Raw genomic sequence first — 18,206 nt, forward strand, 5'->3', positions numbered from 1 at the left:
CCTCGGGATTCCTTTCAATTCACAGGTTGCTCAAAGGGAAAAGCAGGAAGCCCGGCCCCATTGACCAGCGGGCAATCGGGATAGTTTGCGTAGGCGTAGCGCAGGTGCGTGACAGCCTGCCCGGCCAGATCAATCGCCACCGTATCAGCTCCCGTGATTCTCCCGGACAGCGCGATGGAGGTTCCGTCTTCAAGCAGACCGCTAAAACCGCCGAAGTCGCCGTTCAATTTCAGACCGTCCCCGCAGTTGAAAAACGTAACCGCGACTTTTGCCCCCTTCTTTTTGAGCACCTTGACGCGCGGCCCCTCGCAGATGACATCGGTTTTGCCGTAGGTTTTATTCAGCGCACACAGCGCGAGCCGCCGTCCGACCTCCTGCTTGTTTTTCGGATGAATATTTTCCTTCATGCCGATATCCATAGCCGTTGCCATTGCCGTATGAGGGAATTGAAGGATTTCTTCCTGAGCAAGACGGAAGCGCGCCCATACCTCTGGAGGGACATTTGTCGGCTTAGGTTTCAACTGGTTTTCAAAGCCAGCCAACTGGACATGATAGAACGGCATATCAGGGTTCTTGAATTTTGTCCGCATCATGTTCATATAATCGCGGTACCAAGTGACGTATTCATCCGGAGTTCCAACGTTCGCTTCGCCCTGATACCATATTGTTCCACGAACAGAATACGGAGCTACCGGCGCGACCATCGCATTATAGCAACGGGAGGAAATCCCCTGCTCACGCAGTTTTTTCGCATTCAGGAACGTTTGATCTTTTTGATAAATCAACTCATTTGCCGGTGTGTGCCTGACTGTTTCCGCATCCATAAATGTGGCGATCACCGCACCGCCGTAGGAAATATCAACCAGCCCGATCGGCACATTCAGATCCTGATGAAGCTTGCGCCCGAAAAAATAGCCGGTGGCAGTACTATTCCCCACGGATTGCGGCGAACAGACCGTCCAGTTGGCATCGACATCCTCCTGCGGTTCCTCATGGCCGATAGCCGGCGTTGTAAAAAAGCGGATGCCGGGAAAATCCGCGTTGCTCATTTCCTTTCCGGCATTGGTCACACCGCGAACCGTCATGCGCATATTCGACTGCCCCGCGCAGAGCCAGACTTCTCCAACGAGTACGTTGGAGAAGTTTAGAGTTTCGAGTTCAGAGTTTCGAGTTGAGGAAACCGTCATTCTCCGAGGGTTGGAAGAAACAGACATCGGATCGAGCGTTACCTGCCACGTGCCCTCGTCATTCGTTTTCGCGGTTTTCTTTTGCCCGGCGAACTCAACGGTTATCGCATCGCCCGGCTCCGCCCGGCCCCAGACCTGAACCGGTGCATCGGCCTGCAACACCATGCCGTCGGAGAAGATTCCAGGCAGCCGCACCCCGGCAGCAGCCTCGGCGGGTGCCGCCGTTACGGCCCAACCATCCGTCAAAAACTGCGTGAGTCCGGTCACCTTATTCAAATCGACCAACCGCAGGCGCAGGCCGATCGTCTTGCCGACATCGTCCGGCTGCGTCGTGTAGCTGAAGCGGTAGTCCTTCAGCTGTTTTTGAGGCAGTTCGCCAAAATTGAATGCAGGTGTCACCATCGAAGCCGGCCTCTTCCCGCCAATCAAAAAACCGGAAAACTCCTTAATGATCTCAAGATCCCGGGCGGAAGCCGGCTTGCCGTAGCGCCACCCGAATTTTCCGGAAAAGGTATAGGTTACGCCGGCGTCCGTCACGGTCCCCAGCGATACGTCCATGCCGCCGAACTGCTTCGCTTTGCCATTCGTTTCCTTACGCTTCAAGTTCAGCGCGGCAAACCCGTCCCCTTCAACCCCGGCGAGCGAGCCATCAGTAACAATGCCCGGAGTGGTGACACCGAACTGCGGGCCGAACGAACCCTTGGCATACGGGTTCGAGAAATCCGAATTGAACCCTTCAGACCAGACTGCATTGTCAGGAGCTGACACGACTTCGGTTTCATTCGGAGAAACATCAACACTCCAGCTCACAGTTTGCTGGATTTTCGGCCGAAGTTCGGAGGAAGTTGCTAAAGGTCCAATGACCAGCTCACACGGCGGAATGGTTGCCAGGTTGATTTCATGGGGAATCTCGCCGCCCTTCCAGCCAAAGAGCACCCTAACGGTCTCGTCGTTAGGAATCACATCCCACTGCACCAGCACACTGCCGTCCGGATTATTTTCAACGTGCACCCATTCTCCGCCATCCACAACGAGCGCATGAGTTTTGCGCGGCTGATTGTCCTGATCGAGCAGCTGCAGGCAACGACTGCCCGCCTTTTCCGTTTTGATTACCGCCTCAGGAAGACGCAGATTTTGCGGACGATCAGGTGCATTTTTTACAGCCTGACGGGTACGGTTGAGTTGAGGATCTCCTGAATAGTTTTCATTGCGGACCGGAACGAGCGCATCGGTTTCTTTCAGGAACGAATCGATCAGTCGGTCGAGCTCTTTCACCCTTTCGGGGAAATAAGCCGCCAGATTGATTGCTTCGGACGGATCTCTTTTCAGGTCGAAGAGTTCGTACGCATGGGATGCCGCATTATCACCGGCATAATAATAGCGAATCAGTTTATAATCCCCGGCTCGCACACTGGTTGAGGGCGCACAGAGAACCCCCATGTAATGCGGAAAATGAGTAAAAATCGGCTGATGCGCCATCATCTGACCTTTCAGTAGCGGCACAATACTCTGGCCGTCCAGAAGAACGTCTTTCGAAGGTTTGGTGCCAACCATTTCCAGCACGGTCGGATAAATGTCGATCGACTGAACCGACGTACTGCAAACCGAACCAGGCCGAGTGACACCGGGCCAACGCACAATCCATGGCTCCCGAACCCCGCCTTCATAGGTATTGGCTTTACCGCCGCGCAGCGGACGATTCGAAGTCCACGGATTGCCGTTTACATCGTTGTGGATCACGCCTCCGTTGTCAGAGGTCACAATGACGACTGTGTTCTCTTTCAGTGTACGGTTTTCCGGTTTGTCGAGCCAGTCGAGCAGCATGCCGATACTGTTATCCATACTGTCGAGCATGGTCGCCATTTCCGGACAGCGTTGGGGGTTCTCCGGATCACGCCGCTCATTATATTTCGGAAGCAGATCCTTCTTGGCAATCACCGGTCCATGCACCGCATAGTGCCAGAAATTCAGATAGAACGGTTTCCCGGAACCTTTCACCGAGTCCATCCATTTGATGGACTCTTCCGCCAGCCGCTCATTGAGGTATTCGCCTTCCGGTCCCGGTTTCAGATTTCTGATCCCACCCTGCCGACTTTTTTTATTTCCGGTATAAGGCGAATAATAATCGGGCGGCCCCGGAAGATGCCCGCCCCCGATGACATAATCAAAACCCTGATTTTCAGCGTTATAGGTTGAGTCACCACCGTTCCAGCCCGGGTTTGATGACGTCAAATGCCATTTCCCGATATGCGCCGTGTTGTAGCCCTCTTCCTTAAGCGCCTCCGCCAATGTAAAGACCTCAAGCGGCATATGGTTTTTGTTCTGCACCAGTCCGCAATATTCATTCCCTTTGGGAGGCAGGGCCTGCGGTTCCGGCACATCCTTGGGCGTAATCGCCTGAGTCATCCGCAGTCGGGCCGGATACTGACCGGACATGATGCTTGCCCGTGTTGGAGAACACAAAGGAGCCGCCGCATACGCATCCGTAAACAACATTCCTTCTTTTGCAAGTCGGGTCAGGTTCGGCGTCTGGTAAAATTCTGACCCATAGGTTGAACTGTCCGCCCAGCCCATATCATCGATCAGAATCATAATAATATTCGGAGCGGCAGCGGTTGATTCGGCAAAGAGCCAACCGAGCACCGCCAACAGTAAAACAGTTTTGATTTGTCTCACAGAAACCTCCTTTAAGTGTATATGATCATTCCGCAATCAACAGCATAGCGCGAATACCTCCTATCGGAAGTGCGACAGGGAGTGTTTCAGTTCGAATTTCCCCTGTTGAAGGATCCAACACCTGCACGGATTCTGCCCCACCATTCACGTTGACTGAAATTGCTTCCTGTTTGCGGTTGACGAGCAGATAAACGAGCCTGCCATCCTTATGAAAACGCCCAACGGTTAATTGTTCCGTACCGGGACTGAACGTCAGATCAAACTCTGACGAGTACGATGCGGTAATGGTTGAAGCGAGTTCGCCTACCGGCGACACCCGTTTATTCTTTAACGTAGCCTGTAGCGCTAAATCATTCTCGGCGTGTTCGGCACCACGGGGAATCTGGTCGACCCAGATTACTTTCCCTCCCGACAGTTCAAACCGTTTGAGCTGTTCACCAACAGCAAGAGGAAGAAACTCAAGTTGCGGCATAACCAGAGTGTGATAAGAACCGGATCCGATGATTATTCGTCCATCCGCGATGTCCGCCGCTGCCACTCCTTCCGGATGGACAATCATATATTCCATGTCGCCGTCCAGCAGCGCTTTTTCGGTTTGGTCCCAGGCATGCTGTCTCACGGTGTATTGATCACGAATCTGCGGCCAGAATTTGTCGGAGGCGAGCAGATCTGCCTGAAACATGGCAATCGGATAATAGAGCCCCACCCCGGCCTCACGCCGTGCACCGCGCAGCACCTGAGTTATGCGCCCGGTGTATTCATTGAGAAAGCGATACTCCGCTTTTGTGTAGCCTTTGGCGCTGGTATCCCGGCCTTTTGCATCCTTTTTCTTTTTCGGATCGAGCGGCAGATAAGAGGTAAACATGTTCACACCGTGAAATGCGGCCATATTCACCGAATTGATCAGCAGCGGAAGATCCGGAGAAAGTCGCTTCAATCCATATCCGCCGATGATCGGATCGAGCAGCATGAGAGTCATGTCTCTCTCCTTCCAGGCGGCGACAGAACTGAAAAAGCGGCTCTGCTGATATTCGAATGTTTCGAACTGATCGGGATTTGGAATGGGTATATCAAGTGCGGGCACATCAAATTCGGAAACAAACTTCATCATATCACCATAACCCTGCACATGCATGGAGAGATATTCATTGAGCAGGAAATGACCGCTCGACTTGATTCCCCTCGCATTGCACCACTGCCGAATCTGCTTCGAAAAACTGTCCGTCAGCAGCGCGGCAACCGCCTGGCGAAAATGAATGCGCGCCCGGCGGGCATTGTCATCGCCGCCCTCAAACAGATGCGGCAGAACCGAATAGAGATCATACCCGTGCATCTCCTTAAACCGCGCCGGCAGTTTATCGGTCCACGGCACACAGGCATACGGCGCATCATAGGCGCGCGTCCAATGGGTCTGCATCAGGTTGGGTTCATTGCAGTAGAAACCTTCTACCTTTTGGGACGGGTCCGTAATTTGAGCCAAAATCGGCTCGTGCATATGGGCGATAAAGCGCGCTATCGCCTCGCGGTTCATCAGGTCGGGATAGCGGCCCGTGTGCCCGAACTGCGGCATCGTCGACTGCGCCTGAACATCTTTGTCACGCACATACCGGGCAAAGATCCGGACCTGCCAGTCGCCCGCAATCCCCTCAAAAGAAAACTGTCTCTGCTCAACGGTGATTTTTCGTGCTTCCGTCAGGACCGGTTGACCATCTTCGACCGGAACAATGCAGGCATAAGCGATGTCATAAAGATCCGCAGGCAGGGTGTACTCTGTTCGAGCGGTGCCGGCACCCGACAGCTCAAGCATCGTCAACCCTTTCACTTCATACTCCGGATTTTCGGCAACCACCTTCCCCCCGGCCATCCCGCTGGGATACCCCCAGTCATCAGCCAGCCACACCGGGCAACCGGATGCATGGGCTGCATCCACCAAGGGCCCGATTTTTGCCGGCCCCGTCGGTCCCTGCCGATACAGCTCGTTGTAGAAAAAAGCCATGCAGCCACCGATTCCATATTGCGGGTATTTTTTCAGCGTCTGGTTGTTGAGCTGATATTGCGTAACCCGATATTCATTGGGTGGATTCTTAAAGTCCTCGGATGTCACCACGTCCGCTGCCGCCAAGGTGCTGTTCAGCAGGACAGCAGACAGCGCCGAAAAGGCCGGACCCAAGTGTTTGATTACATTTCTCTGTTTCATGCCCACATCTCCTTTATCTGCATGACGCACGTCATTAAATTTTAATCAATGGAACCGGTTTAAAATGAAAGCGTTCCGTCCGGATAGATTTTATCCAGACGAAAACGATGACTCCCCTCGCCCGGCGGAACGATAACGCGCATCCAGATCAGGTTCTGTCCCTTTTCCAGCGGCGGGTTAAAACGGTTGAAAAAACGGTACGAAAATCCTTCGCGGCCTTCGGCTTCTGCATACTCGACCGTTTCAAAATATTTGCGTCCTTTGAAAAACCCGGCGATGGCGGGGGCCAGACGGTTTTCCTCCAGTTCCATACCCGGAAGATAACTCCAGATTTGGAAACAGGGGTCTTCGTCTGAAAGACGCGTTACCGGCAGTGCGATGTAGGCAAACAGCGGCCCACCCACAGATTGAGGAATGGAGATCCAGTTGTCCGCCTGATGAACGTCGCTCCATGCATAACGCTTCCCCGCCACCGTCAGAGGCTCCAGCGAAAAGACATCTTTTTTCAGAGCCGGGAACACCTGAGCATCCTCTTTTTCGGTAAAACAACCGAGAAACCAATAGTCCTTCAGCGGCTCAATCACGCGCGGAGTCCAGCCGTGCTCTTTCTTCAGCCGCTTCATGCGCTTTTCGAGATCGGCCAGCACGCTGGTGCGGGAGGGATCATCAATGAGGTTGACGAGCTCGTGAGGATCCATGACCAGATCATACAGCTCGCGCGAAGCCTCTTTGCGTTCATATTCAATCAGCTTGTATGTCGATGTCCGGACGGCGTGCATGGCGGGAAGTCGCTGTTCACCCATGTAGTGATAGAAGTCATAGAAAAATTCATCGCGGAATCCTTCGGTCAGAGGGTCCGCGTTCCGGAACAGCCGGTCCCAGCTTCTGCCGTCCATCACACGCGGAACCTTCACCCCGCACCAGTCGAGCACTGTCGGAGCGATGTCAATCGCCAGAACCATATCCTTCTTTTCAGCCCCGGGAGTAACGCGACCGGGATATTTCACGATCATGGGAATGCGCATGACATGCTCGTAGGCATAATGTTTTTCACACAGACTGAACTCACCGAGCGAATAGCCGTGGTCACTTGTGTAAATCACCAGCGTGTCGTCCGCGGTGCCCGACTCATCCAGAGCCTCCAGGATTTTTCCGACAGACACATCTATGCTGGTTGCACTTTTGGCATACGCCTCCACCCACGGCGAAAACCCGCCATACTTCTGCTCCGCATAAGGAAAGGTTCGACAGTCAATTAGTGTGCCGCGAATGCCCTCCGGCATCTGCCCGTAACTTTCCGGCGGCTCAATCGGTCCCTGCACAGCCTTTTCGAGTTCCGGCGGGTATTCATAGGGGATATGGGGAGCTTTCAATCCCACCATCAGGAAAAACGGCTGATCCTGTGCGCCCCACTCCCGGATTGTTTCCGCTGAAAAATCCGCGATGTGATAGTCCGTAAACCCTTTCTTTTCCACCTTTCTGCCATTCACCCAGAGCGGCTCATCAAAGAATCCGCCTACAAACGGGAAGCTGGCCCAAAGGTCAAATCCCTCCTTCGGCTCCGTCTCGCGCCCCAAATGGAACTTGCCGACATACCCCGTGCGATAACCGGCCTGCTGAAGATATGTCGGAAACATCGTCTGGTTTTCAAGAAACGAGTCATTGTTCAGCAGAATGCTGAAACACGATGCCCGCTGGGAATATTTCCCCGTAAGCAGAGCCGCCCGTGAAGGTGAACAAATGCCGTTGCCGACAAACGCATTATCAAACGAACATCCCTCGGCGGCCAAACGGTCCAAATTCGGCGTCTTCATATATGGACAGCCTTTGTGCCCCATCAAATCGTAGCGGTGATCGTCCGATACAATAACCACCACATTCGGCCGGCTCTGCCCGGCAAACGAGGGCAGCTCCGCAGATAACAATACGATAATTGCTGCGAATCCGGCCTTCATCTGATTTTTTCTATATCCAATATTCATATCTTCTTTCTTCACCGGCCAATGCTGCTAAACGGATTCATGCTTTCATCCACCCCATCGGGTAGAGGCACATTAAAATAATGCTGATACCAGAAGATGCCCTGTAGCGGCCAGTCGCCCGTCAGAGGAGCATTAGAAACGAGCTCCTTCGTCCAAACATCAGCTCTGTGTTGCAGATCAGTCACCACTTCCGGGAAGGCTCCGGACAGATCCTTCGTTTCTTCTTTATCCGAAGAGAGGTTGAACAAAAACGGCGAATGGCCCTTCGTCCGGAGCAGTTTCCAATCCCCTTTCCGCACAGCGATCTGCTCCCAAAAACGCCAATACAGAGTTCGTTCCGGAAGTTTCTTTCCCTCGGCAAGCATCGGCAGCAGGTTTTCACCATCAAACTCCGCAGGCTTTTGCAGCCCAGCCACGGCGCAGGCCGTTGCAGCAACATCCAGCGTGATGACGGGTGTATCCATCACCTGCCCGCCGGGAATAGTGCCCTTCCAGCGCACAAGAAACGGCACCCGGATGCCGCCTTCGGAAAGCATGCCCTTTTCTCCTCGCAGCGGCGTGTTTTTTGAACCGTCCCAGGCACCGCCGCGATACTCAAGGGTGATGTCGCGCATATTGAGCTTAAGCGGAGCGCCGTTGTCGCTGATGAAAAAGATCAGCGTGTTTTCATCAATGCCATAGCGTTCCAGCCGCTCCATGATCCGTCCCACACCGTCATCAATCGCTGAAATCATCGCCAGTGCCATGCGGCGGCGTTCGGACATATCGCCCGGAAAACGATCCAGATATTTTTTGGAAGACTCCAGCGGAACATGCGGCGCGTAATAGGCCAGATAAAGGAAGAAGGGCTTGTCGTGATGATAGTCGATAAACCGGACGGCAGCATCAGACTGCCGATCAATACGGTCGCCTTCGGTTTGAATTTTCTTCGGCTCACTGAAGCGGTTTCCCGGCAGGTCATAAGTCACCCAATAGTCATGCTCATAACCGAAAAAGGTTTCCTGAAATCCGCGTGAAAACGGGTAGTAAGGTTTAAAGATTTCCTCATCAATCGTATTGTAACGATCCCGCAGCGATCCCTCACCCGGTGCATTCTTATTGATAAAGGCGGCATCGTTTGCAATCGGCTCCAAATGCCATTTACCCACCTGACCGGTCTTGTATCCGGCCGCACCCAGCCGATCCGCCAGCGTCTTCTGTTCTAGGGGTAAGGGTCCCATACCGTTATGATTATAACCGAAGCGTTGTTGATAACGTCCGGTCAACAACCCGGCACGAGAAGGTCCGCATTGCGGTGCGGTCACATAACCATCAGTAAAGCGGACGCCCTCTCCGGCAAAACGATCCAGATTCGGCGTTTTCACATCCGTCTCCAGCCCCATGCACGACAGATCAGCATAGCCGTGATCATCCGTAAAAATCACAACAATGTTCGGAGAAGTCCGAGCCGGACCGGCAACAAACGCTCCACCCTCAGAGGGCTTTGCTGCCGCAACCGCACAGCCTGCGAGCATCAACCCATCCAAAATCAGTTTTGTCATTTTCATAATTCCGATCCTTTCCACAGCATTCAACGCAGCGGGTTATCGTTTGCCGTCACTCTCTTTTTCGAGATACGGCGGCACATACGGATCCACAAACTTTTTATTGTCGAGCCATTGCTTTTTCCACTGCGGCGCCAGTTCCGGATCGTTGTAATCCGGTGCGGGCAGTTTCTCTAAAATCCGCTCGAGATTTTTCCGCACGGCGATCACGCGCTCATCCGTTGATTCGGTCACATCCTGATACGCTCCGGGTACCCATTCATTGCGGTTATCGCCACAGTCATACAAGCGGCCCCGGCCGTCAATCAGCCACTTTTGGGTTCGCAGCCAGCGGCAGCCGAACCACTGTGAAAAAATCCATTCACGCCCCTCGAACGGCTTTCCGAGAATCAGAGGGGCAAAGCTGTGACCATCGAACACATCGTCTTCCGGCAGCGCGCCGCCGGCCAGCTCGACGCAGGTGGGAATCACATCGGTAAAGTCAACCAGCTCGTCACAGGCTCCGGTCGGCTTTAACGTGCCCGGCGCATAGACCACGAACGGAACATGCACGCCTTTTTCCAGATCGGGATTCGATTTCCCATAAAGGTTCGCACCATTGTCGCCCGCGTACATAATCACGGTATTCTCAAGCTGGCCGGTCTCTTTCAGATGCTCAACAAATCCACCGATTTTATAATCAATGTAACGGATGCATGCCTCAAAATCGTTCTGAACCAGCTTGCCGGTTTTCTGGCCGTTTTCATCCAGCTCCGGAACCCAGGGCGGCCCCCACTTGTCCGGGTTGTCGGGGTTGCGCACCCAGTGCGGAAGATTGAGCGGCATATAGACAAACCAGGGATCTTCTGATTGTTCTGCCGTAAACTCATGAAGGTAATCGAACAGAGAGTCTGTGCTGTGAACATCGTCCTGAACCACTTGCGCACCATCCACATCATTGTCCGAATGCCGCATATCAAAGATATATTTTCCTTCGGCATGATTCACCAGACACCAGCGTTGAAACCCATAGCTTTGCACGGTACCGGTCTGAATCTTGCCGACCATGGCGGTACGGTACCCGCTGGCCGTCATCAGCGAGCCAAGGGTATTTTCAAACCGTTCACCGAGCGGTTTAATGTAATGATCGGCACCCCGCGGATAAACCTGGTTTTCAAACACCTTCGTACGAACGGCATACTTGCCGGTCAGCAACACCGCCCGGGTCGGCATGCAGCGCGGCGTGGCCCAGGCGGTTTTGAAATACAGCCCGTCCTCCGCCATTTTTTCCAAAACCGGCGACGCTGTTTTTCCGCCATACAGCGCATAATCTTTCGGCGAAATATCATCGCTGAGAATGAAAATAATATTCGGTTTGGCTGCATTCACAGCCAGACAAACCCCGAATATCAAAAATAGTAGTGTTTTCATTTTAGATGTCTCCTCTGCTCTGCGGGTTGCAACTGCCCGTCGCCATCCTTGTCCCACTTCTTAAACTGCTCGGTGAGAATCGCCGTTTTATCCACTCTGCCCGCGATAAATTCTTCCAGCGTTACGATCCCGTCACCATCCTTATCCCGTGCCGAAACGCTTCTTTGCCTGCCATTTTTAGCCGATTCTTTTTTCGGGGCTGAGTCGGGCGTTTTTGTCTTTTTCTCAGAACCGACTTTGGTTTTCCACGGGATCTCGCCCGGAAGCCGACCGGTGTAGCCCGGTGCCGAATACGGCGTCATCCCCACTTCGCCGTACACTTTTCTCAGCTGTGCTTTCCGATCTTCAGAGATCCAGCCGGGTGCCGTCAGCGTTTGATTCCACTCCAGCATCTGCTTTTCCATTTTCTGCAATACCTCTGGATAGGACTGTGCCAGATTTTTCTGCTCCGCGATATCGGCATCCATGTCGTACAGCTCCAGCGTACCGGAATCATAGGGAGGCGGGGCGGTTTTTCTGGATGCGATCGGATACACCAGCTTCCACCGCCCCTGCCGCATTCCAAGCCAACCATCCCAACGAAAAAACATCGGACGTTCTGCGAGCGGAGCTTCCCCCTTAAAAAACGGCAGCAGATTCACACCGTCCACCTCCGCCGCAATCAAATCGGTACGCCCCGCCGCCGCAAGGCTGGTCGGAAGAATGTCCAGCGTAATCACCGGATCATCGAGTACCTGCCCGCCGGGAATCGTTCCTTTCCATTGCACGAGCCAAGGAACACGAACGCCGCCTTCGTAAAGATTTCCTTTCTGGCCGCGCAGCACCCCGTTGCTGGTTTTGGCCGGCGGATACTTTTGTTCCGGCGCGCCGTTATCGCTGGCGTAGAAAATCAGCGTGTCCTCCTCCAGCCCGTTTTCGCGCAACGTCGAAAGAATCCGCCCCACGCCATCGTCCAGTTCAGAAATCATCCCCGCGAGAATCCGTCGATCCTTGTCTTGCACGTCCCGATTCTGATCCAGCCATTTCGGAACCGATTTGTAGGGCGAATGCGGAACGTGATACGCCACATACATGAAAAACGGCTTATCCTTGTTCTTCTCGATAAAATCGCACGCACCAATCGTAATAATGTCCGTTTGATGCGTAGACGTTTTCGTGAAACGACGGCCATCGTATTCTTTTCCATTCAGCACAAAAGGGGTTTCAGGCGTGCACCAGACAAAATCAAACCCGCGGTTTTCGGGAAAATATTCTTTCAGCTTTCCTCCGATATGCCACTTACCCAGCGCCGCAGTGGTATAGCCGGCCTCTTTCATGTATTGAGGAAACAGTTTGATGTTCGTCGGAAGCCCGAAGCTCGTAAAGGTCCCCGCATTTTGTTCCATCGCAAACTTCTGCTGATACTGCCCCGTCAAAATCCCCGCCCGCGACGGGCCGCATTGCGGAGCCGACGAATACCCGTTGGTAAAACGAATTCCATTTCGTGCAATGGAATCTATGTTCGGGGTTTTCATCTCCTTGCTGCCCTGACAGCTCAGATCCGCATACCCCTGATCGTCTGTAAAAATAATGACAACGTTCGGCGTTCTCGCCACCGCGACAAGCGAGGCCGCCATAATAGTCCCTGCAACTAATGCTGTTTTTACCATCTTCTGATTCCTTCTTAAGCATTTACGGTTCAAGGATGCCGCCCAGTCGCGCCGCCTATCCTTCATCCATGCAAGGTATAAAGTCAGCCGTTTTAATAATAGTATTTTTCCGCCAACAAATGGAATTTAACCGCCATGCTACATGATCGCCCAGACTCCTTCTCCGAGCAACACCGACACCAAGGCAAAATATTTTAATCGATTTTTCATGCTGACAGGCTACCCGTTCTCCGGCTCAGTCAATAGTAGAATTCTGCCAATGATCAGTATTCCCATGCCGCTCTCGAATTTCCAAACATTGGAAAATCTCATGTAGTTCCGCTTCACCGGCGCAGCCGGAAAGCGGACAACCGTCGTGCGGTGCGGATTAAAACGCTTTCCCTCCCTCCGGTCGGGTGAAGCGTTGCTACATTTGCTCACGGATAGGCAACTTCCACACGATAGAAACCGGAAGTGGGTGAGGCGGGCAAGGAAAGTTCGATAAGCTGATCCGAGGACAGTACACCGATATTGGTAGCGACAGTCCAGTCTGCCGGCATCAACTGCGGCGTCTGCCAGACGGTGTAGCTGCGCCCGGCTTTTCCATTCCACTGAAGGCCGCCGGCAGCGGTCGGCACGAGCGTAAACAGAGACTCGGCCATCGCAGCATCGGTTCCGGCAATCACCTCCTGCGCATCGGTGAAAGCATCCCCGTCCAGATTACCGGACGAAGCACAAATGTAGTCGATTTCAAAATCCGACAAAATATTTACGGGATTGACCCGCAACTGGGTAATCGTCTGCCCGTCCCATTCAGGATCACCGGCAAGTGGAATCAAAAGGGTCTCGATCCGGTTACTGTTATAGGTGGAATAGAACAGACGGGAAGAAGCAAACAGGTTTTCGTTTGTATGCGCCCAGTAAAACCTGAAAGCCGCCCCTTCTGCAGAACGCATGCGCACAAGAATGTACGGGACGTCATCGCCATCAAAATGCAACGCACTGTGAACGATTTTGCCCTCGCCCGGTGCCATGCCGACCAACAGGCCATTGGTTGTTGACGGGTCGGTAACGGAGATCGTTCTCCAGCCCTCGAAATCCCCTTCGGAATGGAAGCGGAACTCGCCGGGTTTATTGAATTCAAATGCCAGATCGCCCGCGTCGGTCGGGTTCCGTCCGACCGCCAACTCATCACTGTCGGACATGCCGTCGCCATCGGAATCGACCGGGGCTCCGGGTGAAACAATGGCTGATGGATAGGCCTGCAGCGGGGAGAGATAACGTGCATCCACCGGAGTTCCTTCCGGAGCGCCATTGATGTAAACCATGTCACCGCCGGCATCGCCCATGAAGGCCCTTCCGTCCGGCGGAAGCGTCGCCTGCCACGCCATCAGGTCGACTTCGAGCTCCGCCTGTTTTTCCAAACATTGGAAAACCAGATTGGTTTGCTCGTTCGGGTCGACGGCCAGATTAAACAGATAATCACCGGCGCCCGACCTCCGCATTTTCCAGTCGCCCTTACGGATCGCCAGTTCGCCTTCACCATCGTCGCCGTAGTCCCAGAAGAGCGGTTCAACCCGTTCTACCGATCCGGTCATTCCACTGAGACGAGGCAGCAGATCCACCCCATCATATTCAGGCGGAATGGAGCCGCTGGCAAGCTTCAACGCGGTAGCCGCAAAGTCGAGCGTAATGACCGGATCATCCACCACCTGCCCGCCGGGAATGGTTCCTTTCCAGTAGACCCACATCGGCACATTGATGCCGCCTTCCCAAAGGCTGCCCTTTTCGCCGCGGCGCGGAATATTTTCTGAGCCGGTCCACGAATCGAGGGTTTCCGTCCCCGGAACCGTTTCCCAAAACTTGGGGTTGGAACCGTTGTCACTGGCAAAAAGAACCAGGGTGTCTTCTTCAATGCCGAGGTCGCGCAGTTTCTGCATCACGCCGTCAACCGCGTCATCAATCGCCTTGATCATCGCCAGCCCCTGCCGGCGCACATCATCAAGGTCGGAACTATAGTTTGGATAGTCCAGCTCCGGGAATGCGGTATAATAAACATCGTTGGTGTCGATCCGAGGGATGTGCGGTCCAAACAAAGCCAGATGCAGACAGAACGGCTCGTCCGCATGCCGACCGATAAATGCCTCGGCGGCTTCGCCCTGCACCGTGATCCGGTTGCGGGCATCGGCGACCACCTGATTCGACACCGAGGTTCCTGCGAGGTCATAATTCACGGTGTACGGAGAACGCTTGCCGGTCCAGTAGTCTGTGAATCCGCGCTGCGACGGTTCATAGGCCGAATCGGGACGAGGATATTCCACATCCGACAGGCCGACGTGCCACTTGCCGACGAAGCCGGTAGCATAGCCGCTATCGCGAAGCCGTTCGGCATTCAGCGTTGCATCCAGCGTCAGCGGCATATCGTTGTTCGTACGGAATCCAAAGCGATTCTGGTACTGCCCGGTCAGCAGGCCTGCACGCGAGGGGGCGCATTGGGGCGCGGAGGCATAGCCTGAAGTCATCAGCGCGCCGTTGGCCACCAGCGTATCCATGGCGGGGGTATCCACATTCGCATCGATTCCATGAACCCCCAAATCGGTGTAGCCGTGGTCATCGGTCAAAATAACAATCACATTGGGCACACGGGTCAGTTGTTCTCTGACATCAAACTCAATCCGATCGATGGCCACAAATGCGGATGCCCCGGCATTGAGCGTACCAAAGGTGCTCTCGCCCCCGCCGCCCAGCGAGCTGACAACCGCGCCGGAATCGTCCACTGTATAAAGGTCGTTGGAGCCGACTACCGTGATATCCACCGCATTACTGCTGAAATTTCCCTGATAAACCTTCGCGTCGGGACCATAAACAAAACCATCATCGCGCAGTACATAATAGCCGTCGCCCGATTCGCTGCTGATCGCCGCCGCTCCGCCGTTGTTGCTGAAATTACCGTACGTATTATCCTGATCGCGAGTCCACGCATAGGGACCGCCGTTGTTGTAGAGCCCGCGGAAAGCAACGGATGACTGCGCAGCAAAATCCACAAACCCGCTGCCGGAAAGCGTGATCTCCGGAGTGGAGCTGAAGTTTTTATAAACCCGTCCGGCATCATCCACCGCATAGACCGCTCCGCCCTTAACATCCAGCCCGGTCAATGTTCCGACTACGCCACTGAATGAACCAATCGTCTGCACGTTCGGAAAATATCCGCCGAGCAGATCCGCCCGCACCACGGCATTATTGTCGAGCAGGCCGTATAAAAAGTGATCATCAGCCGCTGCGGAGACCACGACATTGGTGCCGGCTGTTAAATCGAATGCAAAGACCGGATCAAAGGAGGTCGTTAAAGAACGGTAGACCGCGCCGTCTTCCCGCACAAAGACAAGCGCGGTTTCCGTCGGCGGTTCATAGGCATTTACGGCAGCACCCACTTCGTCGAGGCGGCGGGTATCCGGCAGATCGTAGATCCCGTTGGTGTTCATGAGAGGACAAAGAAATCCCCCCTCGGAATGTTCGTTCCAGGAATACATGGAAAAGGTGTTGGCTTCACACTCCACCGGATTTTCAACAATGTAGTCCATTACCCGGTTCATCAAAGCCGTCAGGTCTCCCGGCACCGGCTCATCGTAATTATAGAGCCCATGAGGATCACGCGGCAACGAATTGGCACCGCAGGGTGCTGCCGGAATCAGCCCGGCAGAAAGGTTGTCGCGGGTCAGGTCCCAGTAGGGTTCAATGTTGTCGCCCATGTTCGCGAATGTCGTGCCCGGGTCCGGTGAACCGCCATACGCTCCGCGATAATCATTACCCGCATCGAATCCGGCGCCATCGATCCAATTGCCGGCGTTGAACGAATGCGCAGGCACCGCTGTGGCCACCAGATAGGGTTCGGGCAGGCCTGCCACGGAAAATGCGTCGCGCATCATCTGCGCCGCCGCCGCCAGATTAGTAACGGTCGATCCATCCGCCGGATCACCGAGCGTAACGGAGAGGTCTTTATAGTGGATCAGGTAGATGATTGGTCGGTCACCCATCACCGTCTGGTAGTTCGGCTGCTTCGCGTGCCAGACCAGCTCGTCGACCGCCAGGTCGAACTCGGCCCAATCATCAACGGAGTCGAGCCGGAACATCATCGCATAGTTGATTTCCAGCCGCCGCTCACTTTCGAGGAAGGCATCCAGATTCCAGGTCAACCCCCAGCCGTTTCCGCCCGCCGAAGCCGGGGCAGTTCCGAAAATCCAGTAGTCGAGTTTTGCGCCTGTCGTTCCAGCAAAGGCAATCTCCTGTTCGGTCGCCTCCTGTGTCATCGAAAACTCCTGTTCGGAATTAAACCAGAGCGGCCCGATCGCACCGTTGGCGGCGTGGTCGATCCATGGAACATCGTTGGTGTAGCGGCAGAAAAACGGCGCGCGCCAGTTCCATTTTTCCGGAGCCAGAAACCCGGAGTCGCCCGGCAAATACCCCAGCTCCTGACCCTGCGTGGCGGCCATGCCGGAATACATGTCCCACCGGATCACGCCGAGGGTCGGGCGGTTGACTCCGGGGTTATCGGTGCGGAAACTCCAGATGTCGCCCCGGTTCGTGGCGGAGCCGGTCACTTCATCCACCCGCCAGTAATAAACGGTATTGGCAAAAAGCACCGGGGTGTCAAAAACAGTTTCAGTCTGGTTGACGACAAAGGCGGTGTTGCTGTGGATGATTTCGCTGGCGTTCGTACTGAAGTAGAGATTGTGACTGACGGCTCCCGTTCCCGCCGTCCAGCTCAACTGCGTGGAGCTGCCGGAATCGATCTGCGTTGTCAGGTCGGACGGGCTCGGCAATTGGGCCAGCTCAGTCAATTGTTTGGCGGTCAGCACCAGATCTGTTCCGACACTTCCGAAAACAATCCGCCCTGCACCGCCGTAGGCCGTGATCTTTCCCTGATCGATCAGCAGCCGCACCGCCATGCGGGCAGAAGAGTCGGTAATCGTCAGCTGCCCATTCCCCATATCCAGCGTCCCTTGATCACCGACCTTCAGCACAGAACAAACCGCCTCGCCGCCGTAAAGATAAGCTGCACCCACCGTGTTGCTGTCCGTTGCAATTTTCAGCGCATTGCAGAAGAGAGTTCCGCCGGTCATCGTAAAATCCCCGCCGACCATGGACTGCCCGACGACCAGATTCCCCGACAGTTCTGTCGAGCCGCCTCGCACCAGCAGGTTGCCCGTGTGCGCTGTACTGGAAGAACCGCAATAAATATACGCAGCATTCAGCGAACCGCCATCAATCGTCAGCGTAGCCGATCCGGCATTCTGCCATCCCGCCGGAAGATAGACGTTTTTGCAGACATTGCTTCCCGCTGTGATTTCAGGATCGTTCGGCGTCAGGTAGACGTAGGCATGATCCCCGGATCCGGGCACACTGCCTCCCTGCCAGTTACCGCCGTTCGACCAGTCGCGATTTTGCGTACCCAGCCAGTTCGCGGCCACTGCAGGGAAAACTGCCGCAAAAACAACTCCGGCCAAAACCCTCATTTTCCACTCATTGGAAAAACCTGTCATATCGTCCCTTCAGAAATCAGTTAGACAACAAAAGCCCCGGGT

The 18,206-nt window shown here is 54.4% G+C and carries 7 protein-coding genes; all 7 read right to left on the bottom strand.

What is annotated here, in order from left to right; translation table 11 throughout:
- Window positions 1-14: 14 nt before the first annotated feature.
- The 7 genes from GT409_RS03110 to GT409_RS03140 all read right to left on the bottom strand — a co-directional run bounded on the left by GT409_RS03110 (window position 15) and on the right by GT409_RS03140 (window position 18,137).
- Entirely contained in the window at window positions 15-3,863 is a 3,849-nt protein-coding gene (locus GT409_RS03110; RefSeq protein WP_160626848.1) for a sulfatase-like hydrolase/transferase, read from the bottom strand.
- A gap of 25 nt (window positions 3,864-3,888) precedes the next feature.
- Window positions 3,889-6,060, bottom strand: a complete 2,172-nt coding sequence (locus GT409_RS03115) for a hypothetical protein (protein WP_160626850.1) — start codon at window positions 6,058-6,060, stop codon at window positions 3,889-3,891.
- 59 nt (window positions 6,061-6,119) lie between these two features.
- Window positions 6,120-8,042, bottom strand: coding sequence for a sulfatase-like hydrolase/transferase (locus GT409_RS03120; protein ID WP_160626852.1), 1,923 nt, complete (start codon window positions 8,040-8,042; stop codon window positions 6,120-6,122).
- Window positions 8,043-8,053: 11 nt separating this feature from the next.
- Window positions 8,054-9,589: a sulfatase family protein gene (locus tag GT409_RS03125; protein ID WP_160626854.1), complete on the bottom strand. Its 1,536-nt coding sequence runs from the start codon at window positions 9,587-9,589 to the stop codon at window positions 8,054-8,056.
- 36 nt (window positions 9,590-9,625) lie between these two features.
- Window positions 9,626-10,996, bottom strand: a complete 1,371-nt coding sequence (locus tag GT409_RS03130; protein WP_160626856.1) for a sulfatase-like hydrolase/transferase — start codon at window positions 10,994-10,996, stop codon at window positions 9,626-9,628.
- Window positions 10,993-12,645, bottom strand: a complete 1,653-nt coding sequence (locus GT409_RS03135; protein WP_160626858.1) for a sulfatase-like hydrolase/transferase — start codon at window positions 12,643-12,645, stop codon at window positions 10,993-10,995. Before GT409_RS03135 ends, GT409_RS03130 begins: the two co-directional genes overlap by 4 nt.
- Window positions 12,646-13,061: 416 nt before the next feature.
- On the bottom strand, window positions 13,062-18,137 hold the full coding sequence (locus GT409_RS03140; protein WP_160626861.1) for a sulfatase-like hydrolase/transferase: 5,076 nt from the start codon (window positions 18,135-18,137) through the stop codon (window positions 13,062-13,064).
- Between the last annotated feature and the right edge of the window lie 69 nt (window positions 18,138-18,206).

Origin of the sequence: Tichowtungia aerotolerans, from assembly GCF_009905215.1 — a bacterium.
GTDB classification, from domain to species: Bacteria; Verrucomicrobiota; Kiritimatiellia; order Kiritimatiellales; family Tichowtungiaceae; genus Tichowtungia; species Tichowtungia aerotolerans.

Excerpts from the sequence above, each read along its gene's own strand:
- GT409_RS03120 (WP_160626852.1), bottom strand. The coding sequence starts at position 8,042 with ATGAATATTGGATATAGAAAAAATCAGATGAAGGCCGGATTCGCAGCA.
- GT409_RS03135 (WP_160626858.1), bottom strand. The coding sequence starts at position 12,645 with ATGGTAAAAACAGCATTAGTTGCAGGGACTATTATGGCGGCCTCGCTT.
- GT409_RS03130 (WP_160626856.1), bottom strand. The coding sequence starts at position 10,996 with ATGAAAACACTACTATTTTTGATATTCGGGGTTTGTCTGGCTGTGAAT.
- GT409_RS03115 (WP_160626850.1), bottom strand. The coding sequence starts at position 6,060 with ATGAAACAGAGAAATGTAATCAAACACTTGGGTCCGGCCTTTTCGGCG.
- GT409_RS03140 (WP_160626861.1), bottom strand. The coding sequence starts at position 18,137 with ATGAGGGTTTTGGCCGGAGTTGTTTTTGCGGCAGTTTTCCCTGCAGTG.
- GT409_RS03125 (WP_160626854.1), bottom strand. The coding sequence starts at position 9,589 with ATGAAAATGACAAAACTGATTTTGGATGGGTTGATGCTCGCAGGCTGT.